The 2,188-nt window shown below is 66.8% G+C and carries 2 protein-coding genes and 1 pseudogene; 2 read left to right on the forward strand and 1 reads right to left on the reverse strand.

What is annotated here, in order from left to right; translation table 11 throughout:
- Window positions 1-14 precede the first annotated feature (14 nt).
- On the reverse strand, window positions 15-365 hold the full coding sequence (locus AC2VOP_RS10420) for a hypothetical protein (protein ID WP_486960887.1): 351 nt from the start codon (window positions 363-365) through the stop codon (window positions 15-17).
- 128 nt (window positions 366-493) lie between these two features.
- Between AC2VOP_RS10420 and AC2VOP_RS10425 the strand changes: the two genes are divergently transcribed.
- Together AC2VOP_RS10425 and AC2VOP_RS10430 are read left to right on the forward strand one after the other, a co-directional pair.
- On the forward strand, window positions 494-1,624 hold the full coding sequence (locus AC2VOP_RS10425; protein ID WP_486960888.1) for an IS630 family transposase: 1,131 nt from the start codon (window positions 494-496) through the stop codon (window positions 1,622-1,624).
- Between the two features lie 28 nt (window positions 1,625-1,652).
- A pseudogene (locus AC2VOP_RS10430) lies at window positions 1,653-2,036 on the forward strand (PLP-dependent transferase); the annotation flags it as partial.
- Window positions 2,037-2,188 lie beyond the last annotated feature (152 nt).

Consider the following 2,188-nt stretch of genomic DNA (forward strand, 5'->3'; position numbering starts at 1 on the left):
AGTGGTCTCGCCCGTTAATTCGTCGGGGGTTGTTGCCAGGCGGTGGGGTCGCCGAGGTAGAGGCCGCAGGCGCAGTCGAGGGCTTCTTCGGGGGTGCCCGCGGGGGTTCCGTTGGGCAGGAATGAGTCTTCGTATTTGTCGCGGCTGGCCAGGTAGATGGCGAATCCCCAGATGCTGGCCGAGCCGTTGTAGCGCAGCCGCATCAACGGCATGACGGACTGGTCGGCCACGGCGGCGTCGACGTAGGCGAATTGGCCGCGGAATCGGGTGGTGATCGCGGTCAGCTGCGGCCACCGGGTGCTGGCATGTTCGCGTAGCTTCCAGCGCAGGGAATTCTTGGTGGATTCCGGCGGCGGTTTCGGCATGGCTTCGATGGTGCCCGATCAGGGTGGCGCGGGCCGGTCATCGGCGTGTCGTGACCGGCCCGTGACCCGTCCGAATGTGACGGTTGGGGCATGAGTGATGGATGTGATCGCCGGTCTGGGGTCGGGGCATGGTGATGGTCAGCCCTCACCGGATCACGCTGAGCGCCCAAGACCGCGACGCCCTCAACCGTTGGGTGCGCGCCGGGGCCACACCACAAAAACTGGTGCTGCGCGCGATGATCGTGTTGCTGGCGGCCGACGGCACGGCGAACGCGGCGATCGCCGAGGAGCTGGGCATCTGCGTGGACACCGCGCGCAAGTGGCGAGCCCGGTTCGCCGGCAAGGGCATCGAGGGCCTCGCCGATGCACCGCGCCCGGGACGCCCACCGATCTACACCGGCGCTGATCGGGCCAAAGTCACCGCCTGGGCGTGCGCGCTGCCCGCCGAACACGATGTGCCACTGTCGCGGTGGAGTGCTGCGGAACTGGCCGCCCAGCTGCGCCGCGACGGCATCACGGCATCGGTGTCCACGGTGCGGCGCTGGCTGGACCACGATGCGCTCAAACCATGGCAGCACCGGTCGTGGATCTTCGTGCGCGACCCCGACTTCGAGGCCAAAGCCGCCGTTGTGCTCGAGTTGTACGCCCGCAGCTATCAGGGCACCGCACTGGGGGCCGATGAGTACGTGATCTCCGCCGACGAGAAACCCTCGATCCAGGCCCGCGACCGGTGCCACCGCACCGTGGCGACCCGGCCGGGCCACCCGATGCGGGTTAATCACGATTACCATCGCCGCGGCGCGCTGGCATATCTGGCCGCCTACGACGTGCACCAGGCCCGGGTATTCGGTCGCTGCGAGACCTCCACCGGCATCAAGGCGTTCACCCGGCTGGTCGACCAGGTCATGACCAGCCAGCCCTACGCGTCGGCCACGCGGGTGTTCTTCATCGTCGATAACGGCTCCTCTCACCGCGGCACCGCCGCGATCGACCGGCTCAGCGCCCGCTACCCGAATGCGGTCATGATCCACACCCCCGTGCACGCCTCCTGGCTCAACCAGGTCGAGATCTACTTCTCCATCGTCCAGCGGAAAGTGCTCACCCCCAACGACTTCCCCGACCTGGCCGCCATCGAGCAACGCCTGGCAGCATTCCAGGACTGCTACACCAGCGCCGCCGAACCATTCCGCTGGCGATACACCAGCGCCGACCTCCACCAACAACTCACCAGGATCGACCACTACACCGCTGCCGCATGACCCCAGACGAATTAACGGGTAAGACCACTTAGGTAGCGCCGGATTGCGCTTCGAGCGCCAATGCCACAACGCGCAGGCGCTGGCGACGATGCTGCGGGACCATCCGAGTGTGCAAGCGGTGCGCTATCCGGGGCTTCCCACGGACCCCGCGCATCCCGTGGCCGCCGCGCAGATGCGTAGATTCGGTGGCCTGGCGTCTGTCGAACTGGCCGACGCCGCCGCCGTGCACGCCCTTGTGCGGAGGAGCGAGTTACTGATCGCGGCTACCAGCTTCGGCGGCATCCGCACCTCCGTCGATCGCCGTGCCCGCTGGGGAGACCTCGTGGAGGACGGATTCGCGCGCATCTCAGTAGGCATCGAGGACACCGATGACCTCCTTGCAGACGTCGAACGCGCTCTCGCCGGCCTGTGATTCCCACACCCACGCGTTAGGTTCGTCGTGTCGGTCGACGGCAGAAGGGATGAAGCTGCGGCGTGAGCGGAGGTCGTTGATGAGGATTCGGGCAGGAAGCGGCATTGTGCTTCACCACAGCGCAGTGTGATTGACGAGCGCATCGGCAACAA

It is taken from the genome of Mycobacterium sp. TH-M106 (assembly GCF_057473765.1).